The organism is Cellulomonas palmilytica, from assembly GCF_021590045.1.
Taxonomy (GTDB): Bacteria; Actinomycetota; Actinomycetes; order Actinomycetales; family Cellulomonadaceae; genus Cellulomonas; species Cellulomonas palmilytica.
In genome coordinates this window covers 448,990-474,776 of sequence record NZ_CP062221.1, presented here as the reverse complement: position 1 = coordinate 474,776, position 25,787 = coordinate 448,990, and the positions used below count along the sequence as shown (strand labels likewise).

The following is a 25,787-nucleotide window of genomic DNA, read 5'->3' as shown; positions in this document are numbered from 1 at the left end:
CCCTGTGGACGAGCCGTCCTCGCCGCGGCCCTGGGGTCGGCTGGCGACCGACCCTCCCGGCCCGCGCCACTCGTCGCGCGTCGCTTGATAGGACGCGCGTTCGTCGGTGAGTCGCGCGGATGACTGCGCGACTCACCGATGGACTCGCGACCCTCCAGGGATGCGCGACGAGCGCGTCGGCTGGGGACGGGGCCGGGCTGGGAGGGCAGGGGGGGCGGGGTCAGGGGGTGGTGGTGAGCCAGGTTTCGAAAGCCTCGAACGTGCGGGGGCGGGTCAGGAACGTCTCGACCAGGTCGGCCGCGTCGCGGCTGCCGCCCGGGGCCAGGATGAGGTCGCGGTAGCGGCGGCCGACCTCCTCGTTCATCAGCGAGCCCTCGAACGCGGTGAGCAAGTCCTTCGCGATCACCAGCGACCAGAGGTAGGTGTAGTACGCCGAGCCGTAGCCCTCGAGGTGCCCGAAGCCCGTGAACTGGTGGGTGCCGGGCAGCGGCGGGTAGGGGCCGAAGTGCTCGTCGACCTGCGCGGTGAACGCGTCGAGGTCCTCCGGCGGCGTGGCGTGCAGGCCGTAGGACAGCGCGGTGAAGTTGAGCTGGCGGCGGGTCCATGCGCCGCGCCCGAACCGGTCGGCGCGGTTCATCCTCGCGACGAGCGACGCGGGGATCGGCGTGCCGTCGTCGTCGGTCGCGAACGAGGCGAGCACGCCCGCGTCCCACGCCCACTCCTCGAGCAGCTGCGACGGCGCCTCGACGAAGTCCCACTCGGTCGCGACGCCCGTGAACGCTGCGTACCGCTGGTGGCCGCCGACGATCTCGTGGACCAGGTGGCCGAACTCGTGGAAGAAGGTGCACACGTCGTCGTGCTCCATGCTCCCGGTGGGGAAGTTGCAGACGAGCACGCCCTCGGGCAGGCGCGAGCCGCGCGCGCCGGGGACGAGCGTGAACTGCGCCGCGTGGTTGAACTTGCCGGCGCGCGGGTGCATGTCGAGGTAGAACCGGCCCAGCAGGGCGTCGGGGGTGTCGACGGACGCCACGTCGTACACCTCGACGGACTCGTGCCAGGACGGCGCGTCGACGGGCGTGAACGTCAGGCCGAGCAGGCGGCCGACGGTCGCCATGACGCCGTCGCGGACCTTGTCGTAGCGGAAGTAGCGGCGCACCTCCTGCGAGTCCACGTCGTACGTCTCGCGGCGGACGACCTGGTCGTAGTACAGCGAGTCGGCGGGCGTGACGGCGGTCGCGCTCGGGTCGTCGGCGCGGAAGCGCTCGAGCAGCACGGCGACGTCGCGCGCGGCGGGCTCGGCGGTGAGGGCGTCGAGCCGCTCGACGAACTCGGCGATCGCCGCGCCGGAGCCGATCATCTTGACCTCGGCGTCGTACGTCGGCCAGTCCGGGTAGCCGAGCAGGTGGGCGCGCTCGTCGCGCAGGCGCAGCAGCTCGGCGAGCACCGGCTCGTTCTCCGGGTAGGCGATCTGCAGGTACTCGGCGGTCAGGGCCCGGCGCACGGACGCGTCGCGCGCGTAGGTGCGCACGGGGATGAGGTCCGGGTACTCGGTGGTGAGCGTGACGAGGTCCTCGTCGTCGGCGGGGTGCGCGGCGACGAAGTCCTCGGGCAGCCCGTCGAGCTGCTCGGGGCGCACGCGGATGGAGCGGGCGCCCTCGCGGATGTTCCGCGCGAACTCCAGGCCCAGCTCGGTGCAGCGCTGCGCGAGCGCGCGCAGCTGCTCGCGCTCGGCCTCGGACCGGTCGACGCCCGCGCGCCGGAAGTCGCGCAGCACGTGCGCGTGCAGGCGGACGGAGTCGTCGTCGAGGCCCGTCGGGTCGGTCGCGCTGAACGCCTCGAACAGCTCGCGGTCCAGGCCGCGCTCGGTCGCGAGGTCCTCGGCGGCCTGCGCGCGCGCCTCGGCGGCCTCGCGCAGCTCGGCGGACGGGTGCACCTCGGCGAGCAGGTGCGCCGCGGCGGACGCCCGGGCCAGCGCGTCGTCGGACGCGTTCCACAGCTCGAGGACGTCGGCGGCGGAGCGGGCCGTGCCGTCCTTGAGCGTCGCCAGGGCGGCGCGTGCCTCGTCGAGCGCGGCGTCGATGGTCGTCGTGAGGTACGACGCCCAGCCGGCGTCGTCGGAGGGCAGCGTCGTCGGCGTCATGGCCGCAACGTACCCGCGGCGCGCGCGCGTGCCCACGCCATAACGGCGGGGTCCGACGAGCGTTTTGCGGCACCCGGAGGGAACGAGAAGATTTTCCACGGTGCGTCCCGGGTGGTGCGGATCACACACATCACTAGATTCGGACGCATGGCAGACCCGCAGCTGCCCGGCCTCGACGGACCTGCGTCCGACGTGCTCCTGCGCGCCGGCAGGTTCTTCTCGCGCTGGGACGAGACCGACGACGGCCGGGCCGTGTTCCGCGAGGGCGGACGACGCGGCGACGTGTTCTACCGGGACCGGTGGCGCCACGACAAGGTGGTCCGCTCCACGCACGGCGTGAACTGCACGGGCTCGTGCTCGTGGAAGGTCTACGTCAAGGACGGGATCATCACGTGGGAGGCGCAGCAGACCGACTACCCGTCGGTCGGGCCGGACCGCCCCGAGTACGAGCCGCGCGGCTGCCCGCGCGGCGCGGCGTTCTCCTGGTACACGTACTCGCCGACGCGCGTGCGCTACCCGTACGCGCGTGGCGTGCTCGTCGAGATGTTCCGCGAGGCCAGGAGCCGCCTGGGCGACCCGGTCGCCGCGTGGGCGGAGATCACGGGCGACCCGGTCAAGCGGCGGCGCTACCAGCAGGCGCGCGGCAAGGGCGGCCTGGTGCGCGTGGGCTGGGACGAGGCCGTCGAGATGGTCGCGGCGGCGCACGTGCACACGATCAAGACGTACGGGCCGGACCGCTGCGCGGGGTTCTCGCCGATCCCCGCGATGTCGATGGTGTCGCACGCGGTGGGCACGCGGTTCATCCAGCTCATCGGCGGCGTCATGACGAGCTTCTACGACTGGTACGCGGACCTGCCGGTCGCCTCGCCGCAGATGTTCGGCGACCAGACCGACGTCCCGGAGTCGGGCGACTGGTGGGACGCGACGTACCTGCTGATGTGGGGCTCGAACGTGCCGGTCACGCGCACGCCCGACGCGCACTGGATGGCGGAGGTCCGCTACCGCGGCACCAAGGTCGTCACGGTGTCGCCGGACTACGCGGACAACACCAAGTTCGCCGACGAGTGGCTGCCCGCCGCGGCGGGCACGGACGGCGCGCTCGCGATGGCGATGGGCCACGTGGTGCTGCGCGAGTACCTGGTGGACCGTCAGGTGCCGTTCTTCCGCGACTACGTCTCGCGGTACACGGACCTGCCGTTCCTGGTGACGCTCGAGGAGCGCGACGGCGCGTACGTCCCGGGCCGGTTCCTGCGGGCCACGGACCTGTCCGACGAGCAGGCGACCGACCCGGTGACCGCGCCCGACGCGGAGGGCGCGCAGTGGAAGACCGTGCTCCTGGACCAGACCACCGGGCGGCCGGTCGTGCCGAACGGGTCGCTGGGTTTCCGCTACACGGACTCCGGCGAGGGCCGCTGGAACCTCGACCTGGAGGGCGTCACGCCCGCGCTGAGCATCAGCGACCTCGGCACCTCGTCGGACGCACCCTCGTCGGACGCACCCTCGTCGGACGCGACCTCGGGGACGGAACCACAGGCCGTCGAGGTCTGCCTGCCTCGGTTCGACGACCCCGGCGGTGCGGGCGCGGTGCAGCGCCGCGGCGTCCCGGTGACGCGCGTGAACGGCCACCTGGTCACGACGGTGTTCGACCTGACGCTCGCGCACTACGGCGTCGGCCGCGACGGCCTGCCGGGCGAGTGGCCCACGGGCTACGACGACCCCACGCAGGGCTGCACGCCCGCGTGGCAGGAGCAGCACACGTCGGTCCCGGCGGAGGCGTGCACGCGCATCGCGCGGGAGTTCGCGACGAACGCGGAGCAGTCGCAGGGCCGCTCGATGATCATCATGGGCGCGGGCATCTGCCAGTGGTTCCACGGTGACGCGACGTACCGCGCGATCCTCGCGCTGCTGGCGTTCACGGGCTGCTTCGGCCGCAACGGCGGCGGCTGGGCGCACTACGTGGGGCAGGAGAAGTGTCGCCCGCTGACGGGCTGGATCTCGTTGGCGAACGCGCTGGACTGGTCGCGCCCGCCGCGCACGATGACGGGCACGTCGTACTGGTACATGCACACGGACCAGTGGCGGTTCGACGGGTACGCGGCCGACGAGCTCGCGTGGCCGATGGCGGACGGCCACCTGACCGGGATGCACACGGCGGACACGATCGCGGCGTCGGCGCGTGCGGGGTGGATGCCGTTCTACCCGCAGTTCGACCGCAACCCGCTGGACCTGGCCGACGAGGCGCGGGCCGCGGCGGACGCGGGCGAGTCGCCGGACCCGGTGGCGCACGTGGCGTCGCGGCTGAAGGACGGGTCGGTGCGGTTCGCGGTGGAGGACGTGGACGCGCCGGAGAACTGGCCGCGGACGCTCGTGCTGTGGCGCTCGAACCTGCTGGGGTCGAGCGCGAAGGGCGACGAGTACTTCCTCAAGTACCTGCTGGGCACGCACTCGAACGTCGCCGCACCGGAGCCGACGGCGCGGCCGAGCGACGTGACGTGGCGTGACGACATCCCGGAGGGCAAGCTCGACCTGCTGGTCAGCGCGGACTTCCGGATGACGTCGACGACGATGCTGTCGGACGTCGTCCTGCCGGCGGCGACCTGGTACGAGAAGCACGACCTGTCCTCGACGGACATGCACCCGTTCGTGCACGCGTTCTCCCCGGCGATCGACCCGCCGTGGGAGGCGCGCAGCGACTTCGACGCGTTCCACCTGGTGGCGCGCCGGTTCTCCGAGCTGGCGCGCACGCACCTGGGGGTGCGGCACGACCTGGTGAGCGTGCCGATGCAGCACGACACCCCGGGCGAGGCGCCGCGCGACGGCGGGGTCGGCGGGGACTGGCGGCGCGGGGACGCGCCCGCGGTGCCGGGCGTGACGATGCCCGTGATGCAGGTGGTCGAGCGGGACTACACGGCGATCGCGGACAAGCTCGGCTCGCTGGGTCCGCTGGCCTCGACGCTGGGCTTCACGGTGAAGAACGTGACGTTCCGCCTCGAGCACGAGGTGGAGCGGCTGGCGCGCGCGAACGGCGTGATGCTGGGCGGCGCGGGTGACGGGCGGCCGGCCCTGGACACGGACGTCAAGCTCGCCGAGGCGATCCTCGCGCTGTCCGGCACGACGAACGGCGAGCTCGCCACGCAGGGCTTCAGGACCCTCGAGCGGCGGATCGGCAAGGAGCTGCACGACCTCGCGGAGGGCTCGGAGGAGAAGCGGATCACGTTCCCCGACACGCAGGCGCGGCCGGTGCCGGTGATCACGTCGCCGGAGTGGTCGGGCTCGGAGACGGGCGGGCGGAGGTACGCGCCGTTCACGCTCAACGTGGAGCGGCTCAAGCCGTGGCACACGCTCACGGGCCGCATGCACCTGTTCCTCGACCACGGCTGGATGAAGGACCTGGGCGAGGCGCTGCCGATCTACCGCCCGCCGCTGGACCTGCACCGCCTGCTGGGCGAGCCGGAGCTCGGCCCGGACGGGTCGAAGCAGGTGACGGTGCGGTTCCTGACGCCGCACAACAAGTGGTCGATCCACTCGGAGTACCAGGACAACCTGCTGATGCTGTCGCTGTCCCGCGGCGGCCCGACGTGCTGGATGAGCCCCGCGGACGCGGCGGCGATCGGCGCGAAGGACAACGAGTGGGTCGAGTGCTCGAACGCGAACGGCATCTACGTCGCGCGGGCGATCGTCTCGCACCGCATGCCGGAGGGCGTGGTGTTCGTGCACCACGCGCAGGAGCGCACGATCGACGTCCCGAAGACGGAGAAGACCCGACGACGAGGCGGCATCCACAACTCGGTGACGCGGCTGCTGGTCAAGCCGACGCACCTCATCGGCGGGTACGCGCAGCTGTCGTACGCGTTCAACTACCTGGGCCCGACGGGCAACCAGCGCGACATCGTCGCGACGATCCGTCGCCGCTCGCAGGACGTCGAGTACTGAGCTGCGCCGGCTGCGGAAAGGGACGACGACATGCGAGTGATGGCCCAGGTCGCCATGGTGATGAACCTCGACAAGTGCATCGGGTGCCACACGTGCTCGGTGACGTGCAAGCAGGCGTGGACGAACCGCGCGGGCGTCGAGTACGTGTGGTTCAACAACGTCGAGACGCGCCCCGGGCAGGGGTACCCGCGCCGGTACGAGGACCAGGACCGCTGGCGCGGCGGGTGGACGCTCAACAAGCGGGGGCGTCTGACGCTGCGCACGGGCTCGCGCGGCAAGCGGCTGCTGTCGATCTTCGCGTCGCCCGTGCAGCCCGAGCTGAACGACTACTACGAGCCGTGGACGTACGACTACGAGCGCCTGGTCGAGGCGCCGCTGGGCGACGACTTCCCGGTGGCGCGGCCCAAGTCCCTCATCACTGGCGAGGACACGAAGATCACGTGGTCGGCCAACTGGGACGACAACCTGGGCGGCACGCACGAGCTGGGGCACCTCGACCCGATCGTCGAGAAGGTGCGGCGCGAGTCGGAGGACAAGATCCGCTTCGAGCTCGAGCGGACGTTCATGTTCTACCTGCCGCGCATCTGCGAGCACTGCCTGAACCCGTCGTGCATGGCGTCGTGCCCGTCGGGGGCGATCTACAAGCGCGCCGAGGACGGCATCGTGCTGGTCGACCAGGACCGGTGCCGCGGCTGGCGGCAGTGCGTCACGGGCTGCCCGTACAAGAAGATCTACTTCAACCACAAGACCGGCAAGGCCGAGAAGTGCACGTTCTGCTACCCGCGCCTGGAGGTCGGCCTGCCGACGGTGTGCGCGGAGACGTGCGTGGGCCGGCTGCGGTACATCGGGGTGTTCCTGTACGACGCGGACCGCGTCACCGAGGCCGCGTCGGTGCCCGACGAGAAGGACCTGTACGAGGCGCAGCTCGACCTGATCCTCGACCCCGAGGACCCGACGGTCGTCGCGGCGGCGCGGGAGCAGGGCATCCCCGCGGACTGGGTCGACGCGGCTCGTCGCAGCCCGGTGTACGCGCTGGCGAAGACGTACCGCGTGGCGCTGCCGCTGCACCCCGAGTACCGCACGATGCCGATGGTCTGGTACGTCCCGCCGCTGTCCCCGGTGGTGGACCTGCTGCGCGAGCAGGGGCACGACGCGGAGGACCACGGCAACCTGTTCGGCGCGATCGACGCGCTGCGCATCCCCGTGGAGTACCTCGCGGAGCTGTTCACCGCGGGCGACACTGAGGTCGTCACCGGTGTGCTCAAGCGCCTCGCGGCCATGCGCACCTACCTGCGCGGCATCACGATGGGCGACGGCGCCGACGAGTCCGTCGCGCAGTCCGTGGGGATGACCGGGCAGGCGATGTACGCGATGTACCGGCTGCTCGCGATCGCGAAGTACGACGAGCGCTACGTCATCCCCAAGGCGCACGAGGAGCGCGGGCACGAGCTCGAGGAGCTCGGCTGCTCGCTCGACTACGACGAGGGCCCCGGCATGTACGAGTCGGCGGCGTTCGGCGAGGCGTCCGGGCGTCCGGTGCCCGTCGCGGTGGAGACGTTCCACGCGCTGCGCCAGCGGCAGACGTCGGAGGGCATCGCGCCGTCCGAGGAGATGCGCGGCCGGGTCAACCTCCTCAACTGGGACGGCGTCGGCACGCCGCCCGGGTTGTTCCCCCGCAAGGACGGCCCGCCGGAGAGCGCCGACGAGGCCATGGAGGGTCGCGACGACCCGACGGACCACCCGGTCCGCGACGAGGAGGGCGCGCGATGAGGCTCCGCACCCGCAGCCGGTCGGCCGGCCCGCCGACCGGGATCCCCGACGCGGTCCCGCGGGTCGTGCACCAGGCGTCGTCGTGGTGCCTCGCGTACCCCGACGAGGCGCTCGTCGAACGTCTTCCTCTGCTCGCGGCCGCGGTCGACGAGCTGCCCGCCGGACGCGCGCGCGACGGCCTGCGCACGTTCCTCGACCACGCGGCCGCGACGCCGCTCGCGCAGCTCCAGTCGGACTACGTGCACCTGTTCGACCTGTCCCGCAAGCAGGCGCTGTACCTGTCGTACTGGACCGACGGCGACACGCGCCGCCGCGGCGAGGTGCTCGCCGGGTTCAAGGAGCGGTACCGCGCGTCCGGCTTCCTCGTGGACACGCGCGGCGAGCTGCCCGACCACCTGCCGCTCGTGCTGGAGTACGCGGCGCTCGCGGACCCCGACGACGGCGCCGCGCTGCTGCAGGAGTACCGCGCGAGCCTCGAGCTCACGCGGTTCGCGCTCATCGAGGCGGGCACGCCGTACGCGGGCGTGCTCGAGGCCGTGTGCGCCACGCTGCCCGGCCCGTCACCCGCCGACAAGGCCGCGGTGCACCGCATGGCCGCCGCGGGTCCGCCCGCCGAGAGCGTCGGCCTCGACGCCGCCGACCCGCGGCTGCTGCCGCTCACCGAGTCCGGGAGGTCCTGATGGACGTCGTCCTGTGGGGCGTGCTGCCCTACCTCGTCGTCGTGACGTTCGTCGGCGGGCTGGTGTGGCGCTACCGCTACGACCAGTTCGGCTGGACCACGCGCTCGTCGCAGCTGTACGAGTCGAAGCTGCTGCGCATCGGGTCGCCGCTGTTCCACTTCGGGCTGCTGTTCGTGATCGTCGGGCACGTCGTCGGGCTCCTGATCCCGGAGTCGTGGACGGACGCGGTGGGCGTGACCGAGGACATGTACCACGCGGGTGCGCTCGGCATCGGCACGCTGGCCGGCATCGGCACGCTCGCGGGGATCGTCATCCTCATCGTGCGGCGCCGCCGCACCGGCCCGGTGTTCATGGCGACGACGCGCAACGACAAGCTCATGTACGCCGTGCTGACCACGGCGATCGTCACCGGGCTCGTCGTCACGACGATCGCGTTCACCGCGGGCCACGAGGCGCACAACTACCGCGAGTCCGTCTCGCCGTGGTTCCGCTCGCTGTTCACGCTGCGTCCCGACGTCGACGCCATGGCGTCGGCCCCGCTGCAGTTCCACCTGCACGTGCTCCTCGGGCTGGGCCTGATCCTGCTGTTCCCGTTCACCCGGCTCGTCCACGCGTTCACCGCACCCCTGCACTACCTGTTCCGGCCGTACGTGGTCTACCGCAGCCGCGACCGGCGGCCCGTGCCCGGCGCGTCCGCGCCGCGGCGCGGGTGGGAGCCCGTGGGCACCCGGGACCGCGACCGCTCGACCCGCTGACGCCCACCCGTTCCCGAGCCAGGCCCACCGCCGAGCCCCTCACCGCTGGAGCACCCATGAGCGCATCGACGACGAGCGCACCCACCGCGGCCACGACCGGTCGCGCGCTGAACCTGGCGCTCGCCACCTGGGCGTTCGCCATCACGTTCTGGGCGTGGGCGATCGTCGGCCCGCTCGCGGTCCGCTACACCGAGGAGCTCGGCCTGTCCGCGAGCCAGAAGTCGCTGCTGGTGGCGACGCCCGTGCTCGTCGGCGCGGTCGGGCGCATCCCGGTCGGCGCGCTCACCGACCGGTACGGCGGCCGCCTCATGCTGTCGGTCCTGTGCGTCGCGTCGGTGCCGCCGGTGCTGCTCGTCGCGTGGGCCGGCGAGCAGCGCTCGTACGCGCTGCTGCTGGTGTTCGGGTTCCTGCTGGGCATCGCCGGGACGTCGTTCGCGGCGGGCGTGCCGTTCGTCAACGCCTGGTACGAGCCCGCCCGGCGCGGCTTCGCGACCGGCGTGTTCGGCGCCGGGATGGGCGGAACCGCGCTGTCGGCGTTCTTCACGCCGCGGTTCGTGCAGTGGTTCGGGTACGTGCCGGCGCACGTGATCGTCGCCGTGGCGCTCGCGGTGACGGGCGCGCTCGTCTGGCTGCTCGCGCGCGACGCCCCGGGGTGGACGCCCAGCACGCAGGCCGTGCTGCCCAAGCTCGCCGCCGCCGCGAAGCTGGCCGTGACCTGGCAGATGTCGTTCCTGTACGCCGTGACGTTCGGCGGGTTCGTCGCGTTCTCGACGTACCTGCCGACGTACCTCAAGGACGTGTACGAGTTCGACCTCGCGGGTGCAGGGACCCGCACCGCGGGCTTCGCGATCGCGGCGGTCGTCGCGCGGCCCATCGGCGGTGTGCTGTCGGACCGCACGCACCCCAAGCTCGTCGTCGTCGTCTCGCTCGCGGGGGCCGCGGCGTCCGCCGTCGTCATGGCGTTCCAGCCCGCGCCCGAGATCCCCGCGGGCCTCGACTTCGTGGCCATGGCGTTCTTCCTCGGGCTCGGGGCAGGCGGGGTGTTCGCGTGGGTCGCGCGTCGCGCACCCGCGGACCGCGTGGGTGCGGTCACGGGCGTCGTCGGTGCGGCCGGCGGGCTCGGCGGGTACTTCCCGCCGCTCGTCATGGGCGCGACGTACGACGAGGCCGCGCACTCCTACACCGTCGGTCTCATGCTGCTCGTCGCGACCGCGCTGCTGGCGCTCGCGTACACGCTGTGGAAGCTGCCCCGGGAGGACCGCGCTCCCCAGTCGTGACGGGCACGCGCGCCGGACGCCCGTGGGGGCCCGCGCGACGGGCCGGTAGTCTGACCCCGCTCGGGCAGTCCGAGCCCTCACGGTGGACAGGAATCTCACGGCGTGCCCTCCCTTCGCGCACTGCGCAACCTCCACTTCGTCGGACGACGGACGGACAAGGAACGCGTGGGCTGGCTCCAGGAGCTGACGGCCCGCGCCGGCCAGGTCAACGTCTTCAACGTCTCCGTCGTGCGCATCGGCGAGCGCCTGCACGTCGCGTGGCGCGCGCTGCCGCACGAGGGCGCGACCCGCCCGTTCCGCTCGTACTACACGTCGGTCGACCTCGACGGCGGCAACCCCGGCGAGATCGTCGACCTCACCGCGCACGGCACCGCGCACGGCGTGCCGATCGTGGCGGACCCCAAGCTGTTCGTCGTGAGCGGGCGCGCGTACGTCACGTTCAACACCGGCTCCGTCAAGGGCGACGCGAAGAACGACATCTACGTCATGCGCGTCGCGCCCGAGCTGTGCCCGCCGCAGCGCTGCGTGGTCCGCAAGCGCCGCCGGCAGGAGAAGAACTGGGTGTTCTTCGTGCACCCCGACGGCGGGATCGGCGTGGTCTACCAGGTGGAGCCGCTCATCCTGCTCAAGCACACGGGCGGGACCCTGGGCCGCGACGAGGACCTCAAGTTCTGGCGGCTGCCCCCGGCGTCCGAGCCGCGCCCGGTGCACCTGCACGCGCTCGGCACGCAGCTGCACCGCGACGGCAACAAGTACTACGGCATCGTGCACGAGAAGCGGCGCATCATGGGCCGCCTCATGTACATGGGCCGACCCGCGACGTTCACCAACCTCGGCCGGCCCGACGCGACCGTGCGGCTCGGCCGTCGACGGCTCGTCCACTCGTGGACGTCGCTGCTGCCGCACCGCCGGCGCCACAACCCGCGCCTGCTGTCCGCCACGTACTTCTCCGGCATCACCAAGGTCGGCGGCGAGTTCCTGCTCGGCTACGGCATCAACGACAAGAAGCCCGGCATCGTGAAGGCGAGTCAGAAGCTGTGGAGCTGAGGACGTTCTACTGGGACGCGACCAAGAACGGCACGAGCAAGGCGTGGCGTGCCGGCAACGCGGGGGACGTGTTCAACCACGACCTCGCGGAGTACCTGTACGGCGCGCGGCTGCGCAACGCCGCGCACAACGGCGGGCGGCTGCTGCTCGTCGGGTCGATCGTGCACCGCGTGCTGCCGGGCGACGTCGTGTCCGGCGTGGGCCACAAGGGCTCGCCGATCCCGCCGGCGGCGCAGAACCCCGGTGTGCGGTTCCTCGGCGTGCGAGGTCCGCTCACGTTCGAGGCCGTGCGCGAGGCGGGCTACGACGTGAGCGGCATCCGCTACCAGTACGACCCGGGCCTGCTCGTGCGCGTCATGTACGCCGACCTCGTCGCGTCCGTGCCCGCCGAGCCGGGGCGCGTCGTGTTCGTGCCGCACTACCGCGAGCGCCCGCAGTACGCGGACCGCACGGACGTGGCCGTCATCGACATCGACTGCACGCCGCGCGAGCTGGTGCGCGAGATCCTGCGCGCCGAGCACGTGTACTCGTCGTCGCTGCACGGGCTGATCTTCGCCCACGCGCTCGGGCGCCCCGTCACGCTCGTCGCGCCGCTCACGGAGGAGCCCGAGCTCAAGTACCGCGACTACGTCGCGTCCGTGGGCCTGCCGTGGACGACGCCGCCGGACCTGGACGCCGCGATCCGCGCCGCCAAGCCGACCAGCCCGTTCGAGGTCGAGCTCACGCTGGACGACTTCGCGTTCCCGACGGCCGACGAGCTGCGGACGACCGGCGCGCTCGTCGACTGAGGTTCGCCCCCAGGTGTGCGCCAGGTGTGCGCCAGGTGCCTACGGGTGACCGGGCGACTCGTGCGCGGCGTGCGCCGCGGGCTCGATCTGGAACGTCGAGTGCTCGACCGCGACGTCGAAGTGCGTCGCGACGCACTCCTGCAGCGTGTCGAGGATGTGGGGCACGTGCCCTGAGGTGAAGCACGGCGCGTCCACGACGACGTGCGCGGACAGCACCGGCAGCCCCGTCGCGATGAGCGAGGCGTGCAGGTCGTGCACGTCGATCACGTGGTCGACACCGAGCAGGTGGCGGCGCACGTCCTCGAGGTCGAGGCCCGGCGGGGTCGTCTCGAGCAGCACGGACGTCGCCTCGCGCAGGATCGTGACCGCCCGCGGCACGATCAGCGCGCCGATCAGCAGACCGGCGACGGCGTCGGCCTGCTGCCAGCCGGTGGTCGCGATCACCACGGCCGCGACGATCACGCCGACCGACCCGAGCGCGTCGTTGAGCACCTCGAGGAACGCCGCGCGCAGGTTGAGGTTCGACGAGCGCCCGCCCGCGAGCACCGCGAGCGACACGAGGTTCCCGACGAGCCCGATGACGCCGAACACGACGAGCTCGCGCGCCGGGACGTCGGGCGGATCGAACAGCCGCTGCACGCCCTCGACCAGCACGTACACGCCCACGGCGAGCAGCACCGCGGACTGCGCGAGCGCCGCGAGCACCTCCGCGCGGCGGAACCCCCACGTGCGGCGCGCGGTGGGCGGGCGGGCCGCGAGGGTCGCCGCGACGAGCGCGATCGCCAGGCCCGCCGCGTCGGTCAGCATGTGCGCGGTGTCGACGAGCAGCGCGAGCGAGCCCGTGAGCAGCGCGCCGACGGCCTGCGCGAGCAGGATCGTCGCCGTGACGCCGAACGCCACCGCGAGGCGCGTGCGGTTCGCGTCGTCGTGATGGTGATGGTGACCGTGGCTCGCAGGCCCGGGAGCCGAGCCCGTCATGCGGCCGAGCCTAGGCCGGGCCGCGACGCGTCGGGAAGCCCGGGCGGCGCGGGTCGCGCCCGTCCCGCGGCGCCGGTCACAGGACGCGCGCGAGCGACGCGAGCGCCTCCACCGGGTCGGGACCCGCCGGGAACGCGAGCGCGGTCGTCAGGCCCGCCGCGCCGAGCTCGGCCAGGCGTGCGCGCACCTGCTCCGGCGTCCCGGCGAGCGCGAGCTGCGTGACCCACGCGTCGGGCAGCGCCGCCGCGAACGCCTCGCGGGTCGCGGAGCCCGCGCGCAGGTGCGCGAGGTCCTCGGCGAACGGGAGCCCGACGAGGTGCGGCGCCCAGTCGGGGTCGCCGATCCAGGCCAGGCCGGGGCGTGCGGTGGCCAGCGCGGCCGCGACGTCGTCGGCGACCGCGCCGACGTTGTAGCCGACGACCCGGTGCGGCCCGGCGGGTGCGGCCTGCGCGAGCGCGGCGCGCACGTACTGCGGCGTGGTCGGCTCGGCGAGGACCGTGCCCTGCGCCACCTGCCCCGCGGCGGCCAGCGACCGCGCCCCGCGCACCCCGAGCAGCACGTCCGGCACGACGTCCGGCACCGACGACGGGTCGAGCGCGACGTCCGTGAGGCCCAGCGCCTCGTCGGACACCGTCCGGCCGTGCAGCAGCGCCTGCAGCGCGCGCGTGTACGCGGTCAGCAGCGTCAGCGGCCGGGCGGGCCACGCGCCGGCCGCGCGCATCCACCCGGGCATCCCGTGGCCGAGGCCGACCGTCACCCGACCCGGGAACAGCTGCGCGAGCGTCGCCACCTCCATCGCGGCGAACGCGACGTTGCGCACCGCCGCGGGCAGGATGCCGATACCGACGTGGACGTCCCGCGTGGCCGCGAGCACCGCGGCGGTCTGCGCGACGCCCCCGCGGAAGCCCAGGTCCTCGACGACCCAGAGCTCCGCGAACCCGAGCCCGTCGGCGCGACGGGCGAACGGCAGGACGTCCGCCGCGGGCAGGTCACGGGGCAGGATCACGCCGACGGACGGCGACCGGTGCGAGCTCATGCCCGCATCATCGCGTCAGGCCGAGGGTGCGCTGCGACGCGCGAGAGCGAGTCCCCCGAACAGCCCCGCGAGTCCCGCACCGAGCGCGACCAGCGCGACCCCGGCCCACAGGAGCACGTCCGAGACCGGGTCCACCAGCGCGTACCCGTCGACCTCCTCGGCGGTCGTGTCGGTCGAGAGCGGGGCGTACGCGAACCACCCCTCGAGGCTCGCGGTGTCCTCGCCGCGCACCGCGAACCACACCGCCACCGCGCCGCCCGCCGCGAGGAGCAGCCCGAACGCCGCCGCCGCCAGGAACGTCCGTGTCTGTCGCTCGTCCACGCGGACAGCATGGCGGGCGGTGCGGGTGATGGGAAGATCGGGGCCGTGTCCGACGTGGTGGTGATCGAGGGCGGGGACCTGGGGTGCGCGCGCCTGCTCGTCCTGCTGCGCGCGCGCGTCGCCGAGCTCGCCGAGGGCACGGTGGTCCACCTGTCCACGAGCGACCCGATCGCCCCCATCGACCTGCCGGTGTGGTGCCGGATGACCGGTCACGAGTACCTCGGCACGGTCGAGCCGATCGCGGCGACGCCCACGTACGCCGTGCGCGTCACGGCCGCCCCGACCGCGACCGACCCGGCGAACCCGTGGCGGCGCGCGGGAGGAGCGGCATGACGCACCCGCATCACCCGGCCCACCCGACGGTCCCGACGACGGGCGCGCCCATGGGCCGGCGCGAGCACCTGATGCTCATCGGCCTCGTGCTCGTCGGCGGTGCGCTCGGCACGTCTGCGCGCTTCGCGCTCGAGCACGCGCTCGCACGGCCGGCCGGATGGCCGTGGGTCACGTTCGCGATCAACGTGGTGGGGTCGTGCGCGCTCGGGCTGCTGCTCGGCGGGCTCGCGGGGCGCGGCGCCGACGAGGGCCCGCGGCGGGCCGTGCGCCTCGGCTGCGGCACGGGCGTGCTGGGCGGGTTCACCACGTACTCCACGTTCGTGCTCGAGGTGCAGCGGCTCGGTGACGACGGCGAGCGCCTGCTCGCGGTGGCGTACCCGCTGGCGAGCGTCGTCGTCGGGGTGCTGGCCGCCGTGCTCGGCCTGGTCCTCGCGGACCGCCTGCACCGCCGCGCGCGTGCTCGTCGTGCGCAGGGGACCGTCGCGTGACCGCGCTGCTGCTCGCGCTCGCGGGCGGGCTCGGGGCGGTCGCGCGATTCGAGGTCGACTCGTTCGTCGCACGCCGCAGCCGCCGGCTCTCGGTGCCGATGGGCACGCTCGTCGTGAACGTCACCGCGTGCTTCCTGCTCGGGCTGGTGACCGGGGGGATCGCGGCGGGCAGCGACGTCGGCGAGGTGCTGGGTGTCGGCTTCCTCGGCGGCTACTCGACGTTCTCCACGGCGAGCGTCGAGGCCGCCCGTCTGCTGCGCGCGGGCCGCGCCCGCGCGGCGCTCCTGCACGCGGCGGGCATGCTCGTCGCGAGCCTGGCCGCCGCCCTCCTGGGCCTGACCCTCACCACCTGACCGTCACCACCTGACCCTGACCCTGGCCCCCCGGGCCCGCCCACCGCTCCCCGCCCCCCCCGCTCCACGAGGTCGCGCATCCGTCGGTGGGTCGCGTGCTTCCCGGTAGGTCGCGCAGTCATCTACGCGACCTTCCCAGCAACGCGCGACCCACCGAGCAACTCCCGACCTACCGAGCGACTCGACCGGCGAGCCATGCGTGACCTGGCGAGCGATCCGCGACCGGGCAGCGGTGGGCAGGCGGGCGGCGGTGGGCAGGCGGGTGGGGGTGTGGCGATCGGGTGGTGGGGGGTCGTCGGGGAGGGCGCGGGCGGGTGGCCGGTCGGCGGGCCGCTATCGTCGCGGCGTGGTCCCGGACGGTTCGCGCGACGACGTCGCGGCGCTCATCGCTGCCCGCACGCCCGTCGTCGTGCTGGAGACCGCCGACGAGGACGCCGCGGTCACGCTCGTCGTGCGGTCCCAGGCGCGCGCGGCAGGCGGCCCGGGCGGGCGGCCGGTGTTCCGGTGGAGCGTCACGGAGGGGCTGCGGCGCCTCGACGTCGAGCTCGGCTCGGCGCAGCGGCACAACGCGGACGCGACGACGATGCTGCGCGGCGTCGTCGAGAGCGGCGCGCCGGCCACGTACGTGCTGCTCGACCTGCACCCGTGGTTCGACGACCCGGTGGTCGTGCGGCTGCTCAAGGACATCGCGCAGGTTCCGGCAGAGCGGCGCAGCACGATCGTCCTGGTGTCCCGCACGGTCGACCTGCCGCACGAGCTCGAGCACCTGGCCGTGCGCGTGCCGGTCGCGTTCCCGTCGGCGGCCGAGCGCGCGGCGATCGTGGACGAGACCGTCGCCGGCTGGTCGGCGGCGACGGGTGCCTTCCCGCACGTCGACCCGCACGCGCGTGACCTGCTCGTGCGGCGGCTCGCGGGGCTGTCCCGCAGCGACGTCGCGCGCCTGGCGCGCGGGGCCGTGGTGGACGACGGCGCGATCACGCACCGCGACGTCCCGGTCGTGGAGCGCGCACGGTTCGACGCGCTCGCGGCGGACGGCGTCCTGTCCTACGAGTACGCGACGGTGGGTCCCGACGACGTGGTCGGCCTCGACCGCGTGCTGCACTGGCTGACGCTGCGCCGCCCCGCGCTCGACGGCTCGGCGCCGCACCTCGACGCGCCGCGCGGCGTGCTGCTGCTGGGCGTGCAGGGGTGCGGCAAGTCGCTCGCGGCGCGCGCCGCCGCGTCGATCCTCGGGGTGCCGCTGCTGCGGCTCGACCTCGCGGGCGTGCACGACAAGTACGTGGGCGAGTCCGAGCGGCGGCTGCGGGACGCGCTCGCGGCGGCGGACGCGCTCGCGCCGTGCGTGCTGTGGATCGACGAGATCGAGAAGGCCGTCGCGTCGTCCGACGGCGACGGCGGGTCCGCGCGGCGCGTGCTCGGCACGTTCCTCACGTGGCTCGCGGACCGCCGCTCGTCGGTGTTCGTGACGGCCACCGCGAACGACATCTCCGCGCTGCCGCCCGAGCTGGTTCGCAAGGGCCGGTTCGACGAGCTGTTCTTCGTCGACCTGCCCGACGAGCCCGCCCGTGCCGCACTCGTGCGGCTGCACGCGTCGCGCCGTGGCCTCACGCTGCGCGACGAGGACCTCGCGCCGCTCGTCGCCGCGTCCGCCGGGTTCTCAGGGGCCGAGATCGAGCAGGGTGTGGTGGCCGCGACCTACGCCGCGCACGCGAAGGCCGTCCCGGCGCGCTGACCTCCCGGCGCGGGAGCGTCAGCGGTGGCGCTCGCCGCGTAGCTCGCGCACGGCGGCCGCGCCGCCCTTGACGAGGAACGCGATGGCGGCCACGGCGAACAGCCCGGCGCCGAGGAGCCCGCCCACGACCGCGCCGATGCCGGTCGCGGAGCCGAGCGCGGCGCCACCGCCGACGAGCGCGACGAGGACGACGAGCACGAGCAGGCCGTACAGCACGTCCTCCAGGAACCCGACCGCGGTGTCCTTGCCGGCCCGGCGCAGCTCGTGGGTGAACGTCTCGCGGGCGGTGGCAGCGGGCCTGCGTGGCTCCTGCGGCTCGGTCATGCGCCGAGGGTGCCACGAACGCCCGAGCTCGGGCGAGACACGACCCGGGCGTCGGGCGTCAGGTGTCGGTGGGGCCGCGACGGAGCAGGACGCCCACGCCGCCCTGGAACGTGACGCCCGCGAACGACGAGCCGCGTGCCTCCTCGACGAACCCGTGAGCCGTGTGCAGGTCGATCGAGGCGTTGTTCGTCGCGTTGACGATCGAGCGCAGCACGGGGCTGCGGGACCCGGTCGCCGCGACCACGGCCGCGAGCAGCCGGTCGCCCGCGCCTCGGCGTCGCCACGCCGGGTCGACGGTCAGCGAGGAGACGTACCAGCCGTCGGGTGCGTCGTCGTGACCGGCCATGCGGGACGCCGACGACCAGCCGACCACCTCGTCGTGGCAGGCGACCACCACCACCCGCTCGTCGTCGTCCACCCACGCGCTGAGCCGGCCCTCGAGCCCGACGTGCTCACCGCCGCGAGTCCGCGCGACGCGGGCGATCCCGTCGACGTCGCCGGGCAGGGCGTCGCGGACGACGAGCGTCGCGTCACGCGATCCGTGCGCGCTCGGTCGGTACTCCGCGAAGTGGGACACGCCAGCACGATAGGCCGACCGGGCACCTGGACGACCGGCACCTGGACGACCGATGCACGCGGTCGGGACCACGGCGCCGACGCCGGTGCGGCCTCACGCGTCCGGCGGCAGCGTGAGGATCTCGGCGCCCGACTCCGTGATGGCGATGGTGTGCTCGGTGTGCGCGGTGCGGCAGCCCGTGGCGCTGCGCAGGGTCCAGCCGTCGTCGTCGACGACGAGCTCGTCGGTGTCGAGCATGACCCACGGCTCGAGCGCGAGCAGGAGGCCGGGCCGCAGCGTGTAGCCCCGGCCGGGCCGGCCGATGTTCGTGACGTGCGGGTCCTGGTGCATGGTCGAGCCGATGCCGTGCCCGCCGAACTCGGTGTTCACGGGGTAGCCGGCGGCGGTCAGCACGGTCCCGATCGCGTGCGACAGGTCCCCGATGCGTGCGCCGGGGCGGGCGGCGGCGATGCCCGCGCGCAGGGCGCGCTCGGTCGCGTCGACCAGGGCGAGGTCCTCGTCGTGCCGCGGGGTGCCGACGACGAAGCTGACGGCCGCGTCGGCGGCGATGCCGTCGAGCAGCACCGCGAGGTCCAGCGTCAGCAGGTCGCCGTCGGCGAGCCGGTAGTCGTGCGGCAGCCCGTGCAGCACGGCGTCGTTGACCGACGTGCAGATGTAGTGGCCGAACGGGCCGCGCCCGAACGACGGCGCGTAGTCGACGTAGCAGGACTCCGCGCCCGCGGCGTCGATCATCTCGTGCGCCCAGCGGTCGATCTCCAGCAGGTTCGTCCCGACGGTCGCGCGGGCCCTGACGCTCTGCAGGATCGCGCCGACGAGCGCGCCGGTGGCACGCGCCTTGTCGACCTCGGCGGGGGTGAGGATCTCGATCACGCCCCCATCTTCCTCTCTCGTGCACCGCACAATGGACGCGGGCGGCGCGCACGACGACGCGCAGGGCAGGCTGTGCCCTGGACGCCGCGCCCGCGCAGACCCGCGACGACCCGCAGACCCGACGAGCACGCGACCCGAAGGCCGGACCATGACGACGACAGGACAGCTCACGCAGCTCACCGCGGGCACGCTCGTGCCGTTCGGCGGGGATCGGTTCACCACGGTCGACGACGCGCTCGCGGCCGCGTTCCAGCCGGGTGACCGCCTGTACGTGGTGCACGACGACGGTGCGCTCCTGCACGTGCCGGCGGCCGTGTCCGCCGCGGTGACGACGAGCGTCGACGCGGCCGTGGCCGCCGCGGCCGCGATGCGCACCGTCGCCGCGGACCGCGTCGCCGCGTTCTACCGGGCGTTCGCCGACGGGCTCGTCGCCGCGTGGGACGCGATCGCGGACGCGAACGCGGCGGACGTGGCCCGCGCCGAGGGGCTGGGCCGCTCGACGACGCGGCTGCGCATCGACGCGGGCGTGCGCGACCAGATGGCCGAGGGCCTGCGTGGCTGGGCGGACCTCGTCGAGAAGGCCGCGAGCGACCAGGTCGAGTCGCCGCGCGTCACGCACCCCGACTGGCACGTCGACGTGGTGACCGCGCCGCTGGGCGTGATCGGCTTCGTGTTCGAGGGTCGGCCGAACGTGCTCGCGGACGCCGCGGGCGTCCTCGCGACCGGCAACACCGCGGTGCTGCGCATCGGCGGCGACGCGCTCGGCACCGCGACCGCGATCGTCGACGGCGCGCTCGACCCGGCGCTGCGCGCGTCGGGTCTGCCCGCCGGTGCGATCAGCCTGGTCACGAGCCGCGAGCGCTCCGCGGGCTGGGCGCTGTTCTCCGACCGTCGCCTGTCCCTCGCGGTCGTGCGCGGCTCGGGTGCGGCGGTCGCGCAGCTCGCGGCGGTCGCGCGCCAGGCGGGCACGCCGGTGAGCGCGCACGGCACGGGCGGCGCGTGGCTGGTGGCGGACCCGAGCGCGGACACCGAGCGCTTCGCGGCCGTCGTCAGGAACTCGCTCGACCGCAAGGTCTGCAACACGCTCAACGTCGCCGCGATCCCCGCGTCGCGCGCCGCCGAGCTGGTCCCGGTGCTGCTGGCCGCCGCCGACGAGGCCGCCGCCGCGCGCGGGGGCGTCGCGCGCGTGCACGTGGTGCGCGGCAGCGAGCAGTGGCTGCCCGCGGGCGAGCTCGAGCGCACGATCGACGTGCACCGCGCCGAGGGAGTCGTGCCCGAGCCGCGCGCGTCCCTGCTGGAGTCCGACGAGCTCGGGCGCGAGTGGGAGTGGGAGAACACCCCCGAGCTCTCGCTCGTCGTCGTCGAGGACGTCGCGCGGGCCGTCGCGCTGTTCAACGCGCACTCGCCGCGGTTCGTCGCCTCGCTCGTCGGGACCGACGCCGACGCGTGGCGCGCGTTCCTCGACGCGGTCGACGCGCCGTTCGTCGGCGACGGGTTCACGCGCTGGGTCGACGGCCAGTACGCGCTGAACCAGCCGGAGCTCGGCCTGTCCAACTGGGAGCACGGCCGCCTGCTCGGCCGCGCGGGCGTGCTCACGGGCGCGGACCTGACCACGCGCCGGCTCGTCGCGAGCACCGCCACGGACCAGCACCGCTGACCCGGCAAAAGGCGTTGACCCGGCCGCGCCCGGGTCAGCATCGTCGGGGGATGACCACCGACCCGGTCGCCGACGGATGGGGCGAGGACGCCGCGGCGACGTACGACACCCCCGGCGAGGGGATGTTCGCCCCGGAGCTGCTCGCCGCGACCGTCGACCGCCTCGCCGCGCTCGCGGATGGCGGCCGCGCGCTCGAGCTCGCGGTCGGCACCGGCCGTGTCGCCGTCCCGTTGGCCGAGCGTGGCGTGCCCGTCGCGGGCATCGACTACTCGCCGGCGATGGTCGGCGTGCTGCGCGGCAAGGTCGACGAGGACACCCTCCCCGTGCTCGTCGGGGACATGACGACGACGCGCGTGCCCGGGGAGTTCTCGCTCGTCTACGTCGTCTACAACTCGATCTCCAACCTGCTGACGCAGGACGCGCAGGTCGCGTGCTTCGCCAACGCCGCGGCGCACCTCGCCCCGGGCGGGCGGTTCGTCGTCGAGCTGTGGGTGCCGCAGCTGCGCACCCTGCCACCGGGCGCGGACGCCACGGTGTTCTCCGCGTCGCCCGGGTACCTGGGCGTCGACACGTACGACACCCTCGAGCAGCAGGTCGTCTCGAACCACGTGTGGTTCGGCGACGAGCACGCGCTGCCGGAGGGCTCCGCGCGGGTGCTGCGCAGCCGGCACCGGTACGTGTGGCCCGCCGAGCTCGACCTCATGGGGCGGCTCGCGGGGTTCGCGCTCGAGAGCCGGCACGCCGACTGGTCGGGCGCCCCGTTCACCGCCGACTCACGCTCGCACGTCTCGGTCTACCGGCTCGAGTCCTGACGCGTCCGGCCACGTCACTCGCCCGTCAGGCCGTCGACCGACTCGCGGATGAGGTCCGCGTGGCCGTTGTGCCGCGCGTACTCCTCGACCAGGTGCACCAGGATCCACCGTAGGCTCACCGGCTCGCCCGTGTCCCGGTCCCGCCGGTGCGCGACCGCGTCGAGCCCGCCCGCGGCCAGCGCCGCGGCGATCCGCTCGTCGCTGCGCGCCGCGGTCGTCACGAACCGGTGCCGCAGCTCGTCGGGGGACAGCGTGCGCGCCGCCGTCCACTCCCAGTCCCGGTCCGCGGCCCAGTCGGCGTCCGCCCACCACGCGCCCGGGGCGTCGCCGTGCAGCACCACGCCGAACCAGTGGTCCTCGACGTACGCGAGGTGGTGCAGCAGGCCGCCGAGCGTGATCGTCGACGGGCCCAGCGTCGCCGCGAGCCCCGCGGCGTCCAGGCCGTCGACCTTCTGCAGCAGCGTGCGGCGGTGGAAGTCGAGGAACGTCAGCAGCGTCGTCGGCCCGTCGGCGGACGAGGGCGGGTCGACGCGGTCGGTCGTGAGCACCCGCAGAGCCTAGACGGCGCGGCCGGGCGCAGCCGGGCGGTCGCCGGCCGCGGTCATCGCTGCGCGACGGTGACCGTGGCGGTCGCCTGGCTCGCCCCGAACCCGGCGGCCGGTCGGAACACGACCCGGTAGGTGTGCGTCCCGACCGACGCGGTGCGGGGCATCCGCAGCTCGACCACGGGCGAGGTCCCGAGCGTCGCCGACGACAGCGCGCGGGTGCCCTCCATCAGCACGACCTTCCCCTGCACGGGCCAGCGCCCGCCGGTCGCCCGCTGCATGCCGACCTTGATGGTCGCCGGGGTGCCCGACGTCGTCCGTGAGGGCGCGCGGACGTAGGTGTGCGTCGGGACGGCGCGGGTGTCCTTGGGCATGAGGACCACGTCGTGGCGGGTGCCGGCGACCGCCCGTTGGCGGACCAGCTCGCCGTCGACCGTCGCGGACAGGTCGTAGCAGCCCAGCGGGTGCGTCGGGATCTGGAAGATCGACTCGCTGCGGCTGCGCACGGGTGCGGGGTCGAGCACCGGGAGTCTCGGGATCGCGCCGCACGGCACCTGGACGGCCCGGACGGTGACGTCCTTCGCCGGGCGCCCGTCGTGCCGCCGCACCTGGCCGACGATCGTGGTGTCCGACACGGACGGGAGCGGCTGCGTGATCGTGAGCGTGCGCTTGATGCGCGCGGGAGCCTGGTCCAGCGTGCCCGAGAAGACGACCCACACGACGTGCCTGCCCGCGGCCAGGGTGCGCAACGAGACGACGCCCATGCCGCCGGCGATGGTTTCCTGGCCGACCACCCTGCCGTCCTCGACGACGGTGACCCTACCGCCCCAGGCGTCGGGCCCGTGCACCTCGACCTCGAGCCGGGCCTTGCGCTCCTCGTCGGTTAGGAGCGTCGCGGTCAGGCTGCTCGCGCCCTTGCCCGGCATCCGCAGCACCAGGTCCTCGCCCGCGCGGACGCCCCACCTGACGTACCTCCCGGCGACGCTGACGGTGTAGGTCCAACCCGGCCGTGCGGGGACCGCGAACCGGCCCTCCAGGTCCGTGTGCGTCCACTTCTCCTCGCCGGAGTCCCCGGCGCCGTACGTCGCCCGCGCCTCGCTGCGGGCGCTGACGACGGCCCCGACCACCGGGCGGCCATAGACGTCCTTCACCAGGCCGGTGATCGGCTTGCCGACGCTGATCGTGGCGGTCGGCAGCACGCGGGTGGAGGACGTGACGGAGAACCGGTGGACTACGGGGAGGTAGCCCTCGAGCATGAAGCCGCCCACACTCAACTGGTACTGCCCGGTGGGGACGGCGTCCGGCAGCTGGTACGCGTTGCCCCGGGCGCGCACGCACGTCGAGACCTTGGGGCTGGTCAATCGCCGGATGCAGACCTGCGGGGTGACCGCGAGGGGGTCGACCCCCTCGTAGACGAGCCTGCCGACGAGCCCTCCGACCGTCGCTGCGGCGGGTGCGGCGGGGATGAGCAGCGTGCCGACCAGGACGACGGCGAGCGCCATGAACAGGGCGGGGCGGCGGCGTCGCCGGGTGTCGGTCGGGTGGGTGGCGCGCATCGCTCGTCCTCGTCGCGGGGCTTGTGTCGGCGCGAGCGTAGACCTCGCCGACGCGCGCACCTCCCGACGTGCCCCGTTCGGCGCAAGGCCCGGCGAGACGCCGACCGGTACGTCCGGATACGGGGAAGGCGGTGCCCGCGGCGGATGTGCGCGCGCAGGCTGGTCGCGCATCTCCCGTGAAGTCGTGCGTCTCTCGCCAACTCGTGCGTTTGTCTGCACGACTTCACGAGAAACGCACGACCTCACGACGGATGCGCGACCCCCGCCGCCGGGGGGCGGGGTCAGTGGTGGCGGAGGGCGTCGATCAGGTCGGACTTGTTCATGCTCGAGCGGCCCCCGATGCCGAGCTCGCTCGCGCGCTTGCGCAGGTCCTCGACCGTCCAGTCGTCGTACGAGCCGGACTCGCCGCCCTTCTTGCCCACCGACGAGCGTCCCCGCGCCGCCGCCGCGTTGGCGATGCGCGCGGACTTCTCCTTGCTGTTGCCCTCGTCGCGGAGCTCCTCGTACAGCTCGGAGTCCTTGACGCTCGGACCGGGATCACGTCGACCAGGCATGCGAACCTCCTCGGGGGATCGTCCGTCCACGCTAGGCACGCCCCCGCGCGGGCCGCATCCGGAGCTGCCCGGGACCGCCGGCCGGGGCGAGCCGCCTCAGGGGCGCAGCAGCACCTTCGTCGCGCGCCGCTCGTCCATCGCGGCGTACGCCTCCGCGACCTCGGCCAGCGGCAGCTCCAGGTCGAACACCGCACCCGGCCGCAGGCGCCCGTCGAGCACCTCGGGCAGAAGCTCCTCGAGGTAGTTGCGCACGGGCGCGACGCCGCCGCGCACGCCGACGTTCGTCGAGAACATCCGCCCGACCGGCAGCTCCGGCCCGCCCGCCGGGACGCCGACGAAACCCACCTGCCCGCCCGGTCGCGCCGAGCGCAGCGCCTGGTCCATCGACTCCTTCGTGCCCACGCACTCGAGCACCACGTCCGGCCCGATCCCGTCGAACAGCTCCTTGAGTCGCGCGACGCCCTCGTCGCCGCGCTCGGCCACCACGTCCGTCGCGCCGAACGACCGCGCGAGCGCCTGCCGCGCCTCGTGCCGCGACATCGCCACCACACGCGACGCCCCGAGCCGCACCGACGCGAGCACCGCGCACAGCCCCACCGCGCCGTCGCCGACGACCGCGACCGTCGAGCCGGTCGTCACCCCGCCGGACACGGCCGCGTGGTGCCCCGTGCACATGACGTCGGACAGTGTCAGCAGGTCCGGCACCAGGTCGTCGGACGGCAGACCGCCGGGCACGACGACGAGCGTGCCGTCCGCGAGCGGGACGCGCAGCCGCTCGCCCTGACCGCCGTCCGCCGAGCTGCCCGTGCCGTCCTCGCTGCCCCACCAACCGCCGTGCAGGCACGAGGTGCTCACGCCGTTGCGGCAGTTCACGCACGTGTTGTCGCACACGTAGAACGGCGCGACGACGAAGTCGCCGACGGCCACGGAGCGCACGTCGTCGCCCACCTGCTCGACGATCCCGACGAACTCGTGACCGATGCGGACCGGCTCGTGCACCGGCTGCACGCCGCGGTACTTCCACAGGTCGGAGCCGCACACGCACGCCGCGACGACCCGCACCACCGCGTCGCCCGGGTGCTGCAGCACGGGGTCCGGGACCTCCTCGAGCCGCACGTCCCGCTCGCCGTGGATCACCGTCGCCCGCATGTGCGCACTCCCTCTCGTCGCTGCTCCGCGGGTCAATCTACGACCGCGCGAGCCGTCCCGTCGTCGCACCTCGCGCACGCACCGGCCGCCGCACGACGACGACGCCCGCACC

The 25,787-nt window shown here is 73.9% G+C and carries 24 protein-coding genes; 13 read left to right on the top strand and 11 right to left on the bottom strand.

The window, feature by feature from the left end; genetic code table 11:
• Positions 1-220 precede the first annotated feature (220 nt).
• Positions 221-2,140: a M3 family metallopeptidase gene (locus F1D97_RS02410; RefSeq protein ID WP_236122148.1), complete on the bottom strand. Its 1,920-nt coding sequence runs from the start codon at positions 2,138-2,140 to the stop codon at positions 221-223.
• A 147-nt stretch (positions 2,141-2,287) separates the two neighbouring features.
• Between F1D97_RS02410 and F1D97_RS02405 the strand changes: the two genes are divergently transcribed.
• The 7 genes from F1D97_RS02405 to F1D97_RS02375 all read left to right on the top strand — a co-directional run bounded on the left by F1D97_RS02405 (position 2,288) and on the right by F1D97_RS02375 (position 12,390).
• Positions 2,288-6,073 (top strand): nitrate reductase subunit alpha, encoded by a 3,786-nt coding sequence (locus tag F1D97_RS02405; RefSeq protein WP_236122147.1) that lies wholly within the window; start codon positions 2,288-2,290, stop codon positions 6,071-6,073.
• A 30-nt stretch (positions 6,074-6,103) separates the two neighbouring features.
• Positions 6,104-7,843, top strand: a complete 1,740-nt coding sequence (gene narH, locus F1D97_RS02400; protein ID WP_236122146.1) for a nitrate reductase subunit beta — start codon at positions 6,104-6,106, stop codon at positions 7,841-7,843.
• Positions 7,840-8,523, top strand: coding sequence for a nitrate reductase molybdenum cofactor assembly chaperone (gene narJ / locus F1D97_RS02395; protein ID WP_236122145.1), 684 nt, complete (start codon positions 7,840-7,842; stop codon positions 8,521-8,523). The genes narH and narJ overlap by 4 nt, the downstream gene beginning before the upstream one ends.
• Positions 8,523-9,278, top strand: coding sequence for a respiratory nitrate reductase subunit gamma (gene narI / locus F1D97_RS02390; RefSeq protein ID WP_236122144.1), 756 nt, complete (start codon positions 8,523-8,525; stop codon positions 9,276-9,278). The genes narJ and narI overlap by 1 nt, the downstream gene beginning before the upstream one ends.
• Positions 9,279-9,334: 56 nt before the next feature.
• Positions 9,335-10,555 (top strand): MFS transporter, encoded by a 1,221-nt coding sequence (locus F1D97_RS02385; protein WP_236122143.1) that lies wholly within the window; start codon positions 9,335-9,337, stop codon positions 10,553-10,555.
• A gap of 165 nt (positions 10,556-10,720) precedes the next feature.
• Positions 10,721-11,602, top strand: coding sequence for a hypothetical protein (locus F1D97_RS02380; protein ID WP_236122142.1), 882 nt, complete (start codon positions 10,721-10,723; stop codon positions 11,600-11,602).
• The gene (locus F1D97_RS02375) at positions 11,593-12,390 is read left to right on the top strand and encodes a polysaccharide pyruvyl transferase family protein (RefSeq protein WP_236122141.1); all 798 of its coding nucleotides are present in this window, start codon (positions 11,593-11,595) and stop codon (positions 12,388-12,390) included. Before F1D97_RS02380 ends, F1D97_RS02375 begins: the two co-directional genes overlap by 10 nt.
• A gap of 39 nt (positions 12,391-12,429) precedes the next feature.
• On the opposite strand, the gene F1D97_RS02370 is transcribed toward F1D97_RS02375, so the two are convergent.
• From F1D97_RS02370 to F1D97_RS02360, 3 genes are all read right to left on the bottom strand, one after another.
• Positions 12,430-13,368 (bottom strand): cation diffusion facilitator family transporter, encoded by a 939-nt coding sequence (locus F1D97_RS02370; RefSeq protein ID WP_236122140.1) that lies wholly within the window; start codon positions 13,366-13,368, stop codon positions 12,430-12,432.
• A 76-nt stretch (positions 13,369-13,444) separates the two neighbouring features.
• Positions 13,445-14,404, bottom strand: a complete 960-nt coding sequence (locus tag F1D97_RS02365; RefSeq protein ID WP_236122139.1) for an LLM class flavin-dependent oxidoreductase — start codon at positions 14,402-14,404, stop codon at positions 13,445-13,447.
• 15 nt (positions 14,405-14,419) lie between these two features.
• The gene (locus F1D97_RS02360) at positions 14,420-14,725 is read right to left on the bottom strand and encodes a hypothetical protein (protein ID WP_236122138.1); all 306 of its coding nucleotides are present in this window, start codon (positions 14,723-14,725) and stop codon (positions 14,420-14,422) included.
• 45 nt (positions 14,726-14,770) lie between these two features.
• On the opposite strand from F1D97_RS02360, the gene F1D97_RS02355 reads away from it, so the two are divergent.
• The 4 genes from F1D97_RS02355 (at position 14,771) to F1D97_RS02340 (ending at position 17,631) form a co-directional block, all read left to right on the top strand.
• Positions 14,771-15,058 carry a sulfurtransferase TusA family protein gene (locus tag F1D97_RS02355; protein ID WP_236122137.1) on the top strand — a complete coding sequence of 96 codons (288 nt, stop codon included), beginning with the start codon at positions 14,771-14,773 and terminating at the stop codon, positions 15,056-15,058.
• Positions 15,055-15,546: a FluC/FEX family fluoride channel gene (locus F1D97_RS02350; protein ID WP_236122136.1), complete on the top strand. Its 492-nt coding sequence runs from the start codon at positions 15,055-15,057 to the stop codon at positions 15,544-15,546. Before F1D97_RS02355 ends, F1D97_RS02350 begins: the two co-directional genes overlap by 4 nt.
• Positions 15,543-15,899: a fluoride efflux transporter FluC gene (locus tag F1D97_RS02345; RefSeq protein WP_236122135.1), complete on the top strand. Its 357-nt coding sequence runs from the start codon at positions 15,543-15,545 to the stop codon at positions 15,897-15,899. Before F1D97_RS02350 ends, F1D97_RS02345 begins: the two co-directional genes overlap by 4 nt.
• Positions 15,900-16,245: 346 nt before the next feature.
• Positions 16,246-17,631: an AAA family ATPase gene (locus F1D97_RS02340; protein WP_236122134.1), complete on the top strand. Its 1,386-nt coding sequence runs from the start codon at positions 16,246-16,248 to the stop codon at positions 17,629-17,631.
• 18 nt (positions 17,632-17,649) lie between these two features.
• Here F1D97_RS02340 and F1D97_RS02335 read toward each other — a convergent pair whose 3' ends face one another.
• The 3 genes from F1D97_RS02335 to map all read right to left on the bottom strand — a co-directional run bounded on the left by F1D97_RS02335 (position 17,650) and on the right by map (position 19,402).
• The gene (locus tag F1D97_RS02335; protein ID WP_236122133.1) at positions 17,650-17,955 is read right to left on the bottom strand and encodes a hypothetical protein; all 306 of its coding nucleotides are present in this window, start codon (positions 17,953-17,955) and stop codon (positions 17,650-17,652) included.
• Positions 17,956-18,013: 58 nt separating this feature from the next.
• The gene (locus F1D97_RS02330) at positions 18,014-18,532 is read right to left on the bottom strand and encodes a GNAT family N-acetyltransferase (RefSeq protein WP_236122132.1); all 519 of its coding nucleotides are present in this window, start codon (positions 18,530-18,532) and stop codon (positions 18,014-18,016) included.
• Positions 18,533-18,625: 93 nt separating this feature from the next.
• A complete protein-coding gene (map, locus tag F1D97_RS02325) occupies positions 18,626-19,402 on the bottom strand; it encodes a type I methionyl aminopeptidase (protein WP_236122131.1) in 777 nt (258 codons plus the stop codon).
• Between the two features lie 148 nt (positions 19,403-19,550).
• On the opposite strand from map, the gene F1D97_RS02320 reads away from it, so the two are divergent.
• Both F1D97_RS02320 and F1D97_RS02315 read left to right on the top strand, forming a co-directional pair.
• On the top strand, positions 19,551-21,059 hold the full coding sequence (locus F1D97_RS02320) for an aldehyde dehydrogenase family protein (protein ID WP_236122130.1): 1,509 nt from the start codon (positions 19,551-19,553) through the stop codon (positions 21,057-21,059).
• A gap of 50 nt (positions 21,060-21,109) precedes the next feature.
• A complete protein-coding gene (locus F1D97_RS02315) occupies positions 21,110-21,871 on the top strand; it encodes a class I SAM-dependent DNA methyltransferase (RefSeq protein ID WP_236122129.1) in 762 nt (253 codons plus the stop codon).
• Positions 21,872-21,885: 14 nt separating this feature from the next.
• Here the strand turns inward: F1D97_RS02315 and F1D97_RS02310 are convergent, their stop codons facing one another.
• The 4 genes from F1D97_RS02310 to F1D97_RS02295 all read right to left on the bottom strand — a co-directional run bounded on the left by F1D97_RS02310 (position 21,886) and on the right by F1D97_RS02295 (position 25,675).
• Entirely contained in the window at positions 21,886-22,419 is a 534-nt protein-coding gene (locus F1D97_RS02310) for a DinB family protein (protein ID WP_236122128.1), read from the bottom strand.
• A gap of 53 nt (positions 22,420-22,472) precedes the next feature.
• Positions 22,473-23,972 carry a carboxypeptidase-like regulatory domain-containing protein gene (locus F1D97_RS02305; RefSeq protein ID WP_236122127.1) on the bottom strand — a complete coding sequence of 500 codons (1,500 nt, stop codon included), beginning with the start codon at positions 23,970-23,972 and terminating at the stop codon, positions 22,473-22,475.
• A gap of 281 nt (positions 23,973-24,253) precedes the next feature.
• Positions 24,254-24,526 (bottom strand): DUF7218 family protein, encoded by a 273-nt coding sequence (locus F1D97_RS02300; protein WP_236122126.1) that lies wholly within the window; start codon positions 24,524-24,526, stop codon positions 24,254-24,256.
• A gap of 96 nt (positions 24,527-24,622) precedes the next feature.
• Entirely contained in the window at positions 24,623-25,675 is a 1,053-nt protein-coding gene (locus tag F1D97_RS02295; protein ID WP_236122125.1) for a zinc-dependent alcohol dehydrogenase family protein, read from the bottom strand.
• Between the last annotated feature and the right edge of the window lie 112 nt (positions 25,676-25,787).